Origin of the sequence: Bacteroides sp. L10-4, assembly GCF_013373675.1 — a bacterium.
Lineage (GTDB): Bacteria > Bacteroidota > Bacteroidia > Bacteroidales > Bacteroidaceae > Bacteroides > Bacteroides muris.
Genome location: NZ_JABXJH010000105.1, coordinates 1 through 6,234, shown reverse-complemented (window position 1 = coordinate 6,234; position 6,234 = coordinate 1). Strand labels below are relative to the sequence as shown.

Here is a 6,234-nt window from a genome sequence, read left to right as displayed (position 1 = left end):
TGACAAAACGCACTTGAAAGACCTCTTCGACAAAACTAAATTTCAATATGACAAAGACCGTTTCGGACCAAATGGGCCAAATTTATTTAATGTTTAACTAGTCCCTATTTTTTATGGGACACTAATGACTTCGCATGAATAACCTCTGGCGTACCAAAGGTTATTATAGAAAAAGAGAGTTTTACCAACCAGATGAGGTAGACATACAGCTTTCCACTCCTGATGCCCGCAATACTTTATTATGGGCTCCATCTGTCATTACAGATGAAAAAGGAGAAGCAGAAGTTCATTTCTATTGTTCCGACATCAATACCGGATTTATCGGGGTCATAGAAGGTATTGATGGTAACGGATTACTCGGAAATGCAAAATGTGAGTTTAGAGTGATAAGAAAATAACAGTTACAATTTTACGTTATGGCAAAACGTACATTTTCGTCCTTATACTCCCAACCGACCCGTTCTTTTTCTCAGGATAATTGATGAAAACACAGCTGTGAACAACCCAGTCAGCGCAATCAAATCAGTTGTCAATAATCTTGATCTTGATAATTTCAAACAAGGTGACGATGAACCTTACTTTCTTTGCTAGGCAAAAGAAAAGATAACAGAACTGTAAATTACAGAAGAGGTTGTGTCAAGATTTTGACACAACCTCTTCATCTTCATAAAACCAGTTAATAGAATCGACTTATATCATCACGATATATTTTACTTCTGCCGGATATAGATATTTATCGGAGTTCCGGTTAACTTCCATTTCTCACGCATCTTATTTTCCAGAAATCGTCTGTAAGGTTCTTTCACATATTGTGGAAGATTTGCAAAATAAACAAATGACGGCACCTGGATATTGGGCAACTGCGTAATATACTTTATCTTGATATATTTACCCTTGATTGAAGGGGGGGGATATGCCTCGATAAGCGGAAGCATTTCCTCGTTCAAACGAGCTGTCGGAATACGCGTCATACGATTTTCGTACACATCACGCGACTCTTCCAACACCTTCAGAATACGTTGTTTGGTCAGTGCCGAAGCAAAGATGATAGGGAAATCCACAAATGGAGCGAAACGGTTGCGGATAGCATCTTCGAAAGTTTTCATCACCTTTACAGTCTTGTCCTGCACCAAATCCCACTTGTTCACCACAACCACCAGTCCCTTGGCATTCTTCTGAATCAAAGAAAAGATATTCAAATCCTGACTTTCGATGCCACGCGTAGCGTCTATCATCAAAATACATACATCTGCATTCTCAATGGAACGAATGGAACGGATTACAGAGTAGTACTCCAAATCCTCATTCACCTTGTTCTTTTTACGGATACCCGCCGTATCTACCAGGTAGAAATCAAAACCGAATTTATTGTAACGGGTATAGATAGAATCGCGCGTGGTACCGGCAATCTCCGTCACGATATTGCGATCTTCTCCAATAAAGGCATTGACTATGGAAGATTTTCCGGCATTAGGACGTCCTACTACCGCAAAGCGGGGAATATCCTCGTCCAGAATTTCATCAGACTCCTTCTTGAACTTACCGACGATAAGATCCATCATATCTCCCGTACCGCTACCCGTTACAGCAGAAATACAATAAGGATCGCCTAGACCCAAGCTATAAAATTCAGGAGCATTGTATTGCAGTTCATGATTATCAGTCTTATTGGCAACCAGCAACACAGGCTTCTTGGCACGACGCAATATGGAAGCCACCTGCTCGTCAAGGTCTGTAACTCCGTTCATCACATCCACCACAAACAGAATCACATCGGCTTCATCTACCGCCATCAGCACCTGCTTACGAATCTCCTCTTCAAAGATATCATCAGAGTTCACTACCCAACCACCGGTATCCACTACCGAGAACTCACGTCCCAGCCATTCGGTTTTTCCATATTGGCGGTCACGGGTGGTTCCCGCTTCCTCATTCACAATTGCCTGACGTGTCTTGGTCAGACGATTAAATAATGTAGACTTTCCCACGTTGGGGCGCCCTACGATTGCAACTAAATTTCCCATAGTTCACACTCTTTGTTTTTTGCGACTGTCACAGTCGTATGAATAACTCTTAATCCAGCTGATAACCAAAGTTACGTAGTTCCTTGTCTGAACTCCGCCAATCCTTATCAACTTTCACAAATGTCTCCAAGAATATCGTTTTCCCGAAAAACCTCTCCAAATCACGGCGCGCTTCGGTGGCCACTTTCTTCAAAGCCTTCCCTTGCTTACCTATGATAATGCCCTTTTGTGAATCACGCTCCACATAGATTATGGCACTGATATGAATCTTCCTTGCTTCTTCCTTAAACTGTTCTACCATCACCTCCACTGAATAAGGGATTTCCTTATCGTAGTACAGCAGAATTTTCTCACGGATTATCTCGGTCACAAAGAAACGTGCCGGTTTGTCCGTCCATTGGTCTTTATCAAAATAAGGAGGCGAATCGGGCAGAAGTTCCTTCACCCGCTTCATCACATAATCCACATTGAATTTCGAAGTAGCAGAGATAGGAATAATTTCAGCCTTCGGCAACAATTCCTTCCATGCTTCCACAAGTTCCACAAGCTTTTCCTGATTACTCAAATCAATTTTATTGATAAGCAGCAAAACCGGAACCCCCAAGTGTCCCACTTTCTCCACGAAGTCATTATGCTTGTCGGGAGTCTCAACTACATCCGTCACATACAACAATACATCTGCATCCATCAATGCCGAAGTGGAGAAATTCAGCATAGACTCCTGCAATTTATAATTTGGCTTCAATACCCCTGGAGTGTCCGAAAACACAATCTGCATGGCATCCGTATTATAGATGCCCATAATTCGATGACGGGTGGTCTGTGCCTTAAAAGTAGCGATAGAAATACGTTCACCTACCAGAACGTTCATCAATGTGGATTTGCCTACATTAGGATTCCCCACGATATTTACAAAACCTGCTTTGTGCATGACTTCAGTATTTGAATTGAGAAAAAAAAACGCATCGAATCGAAATAGGATGCGTTTTTATTATGTTATATCTAGCAATAGTGTATTACTGCTTCTTTCCATCGTATCCCCACTTCACATACACAGCTCCCCAAGTAAATCCTGCGCCGAATGCAGTGAAAATAAGGTTGTCACCTTTCTTCAACTTTTCTTCAAAATCCCAGATGCAAAGAGGCAACGTAGCAGCACTGGTATTGCCATAACGTTCGATATTAATCAATACTTTCTCATGAGGAACTTCCAGACGATGAGCCACAGCATCAATGATACGAAGGTTTGCCTGATGCGGAATTACCCAGTCAATGCTATCCTTTGTCAGACCGTTCTTCTCAGCAATAGCTGCACTAACATCCGACATATTGGATACAGCATACTTAAACACAGTACGTCCTTCCTGATAAATGTAATGCATGTGGTTGTCTACAGTAAAGTAAGATGGAGGGCAAACCGAACCACCCGCTTTCATGTGCAGGAAAGGCAAACCTTTACCATCGGTTCTCAGAATAGCATCCATAATACCTACGTCTTCCGTTGTCGGCTCAAGCATGAAGGCAGCAGCACCGTCACCAAAGATAGGACAAGTAGCGCGGTCTGTATAATCAACCATCGACGACATCTTGTCAGCTCCCACAATGATAACCTTCTTATATCTTCCTGAACGGATGAAATTGGCAGCAGTCTCCATCAAATAGAGGAATCCACTACAAGCTGCCTGCAAATCAAAAGCATACGCATTTTTCAGCCTAAGCTTATCACACAATATAGAAGCGGTAGAAGGGAAATGGTAATCCGGAGTGGAAGTAGCTACAATCACCAAATCAATATCATCCGGATTTGCACCCGTACGTTGCATCAACTGTTTGGCTGCTTTACGCGCCATATAGGAACTACCCAACCCTTCTTCATTCAAGATACGTCTTTCCTTTACCCCGATACGAGTCATAATCCATTCGTCATTGGTATCCACCATTTTCGAGATTTCGTCGTTTGTCAAGACGTAATCAGGGACATAACCACCGACTCCTGTAATTACTGCATTTATTTTTTCCATTAAAATCTTGTTTACTTATAGAACTGCTGAAACAACGGTAGTCTAAAAAGGTTTGCTCATTAAATCACAAATCTTTTTAGACGCCCGATATTCAAGTATAAGTTTTAGCCAAACTGACCGTAATTATACGGCAGCTTCCTTTTCAACTGCAAGCTTACCTCTATAGTAACCGCATGCGCCACATACAGTGTGATATACATGCCACTCGCCACAATTCGGGCAAATAGCCAGTGTAGGAGCTACTGCTTTATCATGAGTTCTTCTCTTTGCAGTTCTTGTTTTTGACTGTCTTCTCTTAGGATGTGCCATTTTCTTTAATCTTTAATTGTTATCTAATATTTTCTTTAATTCGTCCCAACGCGGGTCTACCTGCGTTTCTTCTTCATTCATCAGCTCCACTTCTTCTGGTGCAAATGTATCCTCCGCCATCTCATCATCCGGAGTAGTACGCATATGCTTACTCAGTTTGCTGGTCATTGCCTTGTTACACTTACCCGGAGCATGCACATGCTTCATGGGGATGGCCAAAGCTACAAACTCGTACATAAACCATGCTACATTAATCTCACCCTCCTCTTCAGGGATTACAATGAGATTATCACCTTCCTCGGCATATTCATGACCGAACTTCACCAATAGTTTATCTATTGAACTGACAAGCTGTTCCATATCATCCAAACAACGGTCACATGGCACCCACACCATTCCCTCCGTCTGGAAGTTCAATTCGAAAGCACGAGATGTTTTCTTTACAACTAATACCACATTAACTTTACCCTTCTGTACTTCCAGTCCATCAATATTGGCAAAGAAAAGGTTATCCAATACAAACTCATATTTGCATGAGTCTGCTTGCATACCTTTCAGGTCTATTTTGTATTTATCAAACTTTCCCAAAGCTTCATTTGTTTATTCGGGCGACAAAGATACGAATAATTATCCTCATTCAGTAGTATTTTAGGAAAAATATTCTATAGCACTCCGTTTTTCAACCCAATAACGGGTCAGTCCGCCCCCCTGTGGGCATATTATGTTAATACACGAACGTAAGCTATCTTTGCGGTTATCTTCTGACAACAATCCAACGAATTTTAATCGCCACCTATATAAGTTACTACGATTCATCTTCCCCGAAGTTTTAATGGAGTATTTCGAGATTACCGGTTGGCATGACGACTCTGTCAAAATCGAAGTTTAGCTTGATGAAAAACACTACCTGGAGCGTTCCGATTACAAGAGTGGCACCGTGATTTCACATGGTTTTACTGATGAGAAAGTGATTCAGGACTTTCCTCTGCGTGGCAAATCTGTTTATCTCCATGTGAGACGTCGTCGCTGGTATGACAAAGCTACCGGTGAAACGTTTTCCTATACTTACGATGATCTTACGTCCGAAGGAACGAAACTCACTCCTGAGTTCGTTGCTTTTTTAAAAGAAGAAGATTGAAACTACCGCGGCCAGCATAAGCTCCATAGCAGATGCTTATGGGGTAAACGGTAAACAGTAAACAGTTAACTTCCCGGTACAAGGAGTTTATCAGCGCATACCGACAGTGGAACCGGTTAGATTATGCTTCAGAATATGTCTTGTTCAAACAAAACATAGGTCCCGGCCTTTGTATTGACGAGACTTCTTTGAGCTGCGGAGAATTATATACTGTTGTCACGAACCGTGCGGGACGTGGTGGCAGAGGTACTCTTGTGACCATGATACGTGGCACGAAGTCTGAAGACGTCATAAAGGTGCTTGAAATGATTCATCTCTCCAAACGCAAGACAGTCAAAGAGGTCACTTTGGATTTTTCGCCGACTATGATGCGGATTGTCCGAACGGCTTTTCCTAATGCCACTATGACCAATGGCCGGTTTCATGTACAGAAGCTCTTTTATGAGGCAATTGATGAACTCAGGATTACTTATCTCCGGATGGCACGGGATTTGGAGGACGATGAAATTCAGCGGTGCAGAGAGCAAAATATAGCGTATGTTCCGTTCCGATATACCAATGGAGATACCCGTAAGCAGCTGCTGGCAAGGGCTAAGCATGTACTTGTCAAGCATTTTAGTAAATGGACTGACTTCCAAAGAATACGTGCGGAAATCATATTCGAACATTATCCCGAACTGAAATCGGTCTACGACTTGGCTATAGAGTTGACCAATATATATAATAGGCACAATGACAAGGA

At 42.1% G+C, this 6,234-nt stretch carries 6 protein-coding genes and 2 pseudogenes; 3 read left to right on the top strand and 5 right to left on the bottom strand.

Going from position 1 to position 6,234, the window contains the following annotated elements:
* Positions 1-128 precede the first annotated feature (128 nt).
* Positions 129-398 (top strand): annotated as a pseudogene (locus HU824_RS18890) (hypothetical protein); the annotation flags it as partial.
* 312 nt (positions 399-710) lie between these two features.
* Here HU824_RS18890 and der read toward each other — a convergent pair.
* The 5 genes from der to HU824_RS18865 all read right to left on the bottom strand — a co-directional run bounded on the left by der (position 711) and on the right by HU824_RS18865 (position 4,942).
* A complete protein-coding gene (gene der / locus HU824_RS18885) occupies positions 711-2,024 on the bottom strand; it encodes a ribosome biogenesis GTPase Der (protein WP_176469692.1) in 1,314 nt (437 codons plus the stop codon).
* A 49-nt stretch (positions 2,025-2,073) separates the two neighbouring features.
* Positions 2,074-2,955, bottom strand: coding sequence for a GTPase Era (era, locus tag HU824_RS18880; RefSeq protein WP_136011048.1), 882 nt, complete (start codon positions 2,953-2,955; stop codon positions 2,074-2,076).
* Positions 2,956-3,040: 85 nt separating this feature from the next.
* The gene (locus tag HU824_RS18875) at positions 3,041-4,045 is read right to left on the bottom strand and encodes a beta-ketoacyl-ACP synthase III (protein WP_136011049.1); all 1,005 of its coding nucleotides are present in this window, start codon (positions 4,043-4,045) and stop codon (positions 3,041-3,043) included.
* A 123-nt stretch (positions 4,046-4,168) separates the two neighbouring features.
* Positions 4,169-4,354 (bottom strand): 50S ribosomal protein L32, encoded by a 186-nt coding sequence (gene rpmF, locus HU824_RS18870; protein WP_004288267.1) that lies wholly within the window; start codon positions 4,352-4,354, stop codon positions 4,169-4,171.
* A gap of 12 nt (positions 4,355-4,366) precedes the next feature.
* Positions 4,367-4,942: a DUF177 domain-containing protein gene (locus tag HU824_RS18865; protein WP_176469691.1), complete on the bottom strand. Its 576-nt coding sequence runs from the start codon at positions 4,940-4,942 to the stop codon at positions 4,367-4,369.
* A gap of 244 nt (positions 4,943-5,186) precedes the next feature.
* Between HU824_RS18865 and HU824_RS20075 the strand changes: the two are divergent.
* Positions 5,187-5,492, top strand: a pseudogene (locus HU824_RS20075) (transposase family protein).
* 140 nt (positions 5,493-5,632) lie between these two features.
* Positions 5,633-6,234: transposase (locus HU824_RS18860; protein ID WP_176469690.1), on the top strand; the 602-nt coding region annotated here is incomplete at its 3' end.

What these genes read in the sequence shown, in the direction of transcription:
- HU824_RS18875 (WP_136011049.1), bottom strand. Translation starts at nt 4,045, where the DNA reads ATGGAAAAAATAAATGCAGTAATTACAGGAGTCGGTGGTTATGTCCCT.
- era (WP_136011048.1), bottom strand. Translation starts at nt 2,955, where the DNA reads ATGCACAAAGCAGGTTTTGTAAATATCGTGGGGAATCCTAATGTAGGC.
- der (WP_176469692.1), bottom strand. Translation starts at nt 2,024, where the DNA reads ATGGGAAATTTAGTTGCAATCGTAGGGCGCCCCAACGTGGGAAAGTCT.
- rpmF (WP_004288267.1), bottom strand. Translation starts at nt 4,354, where the DNA reads ATGGCACATCCTAAGAGAAGACAGTCAAAAACAAGAACTGCAAAGAGA.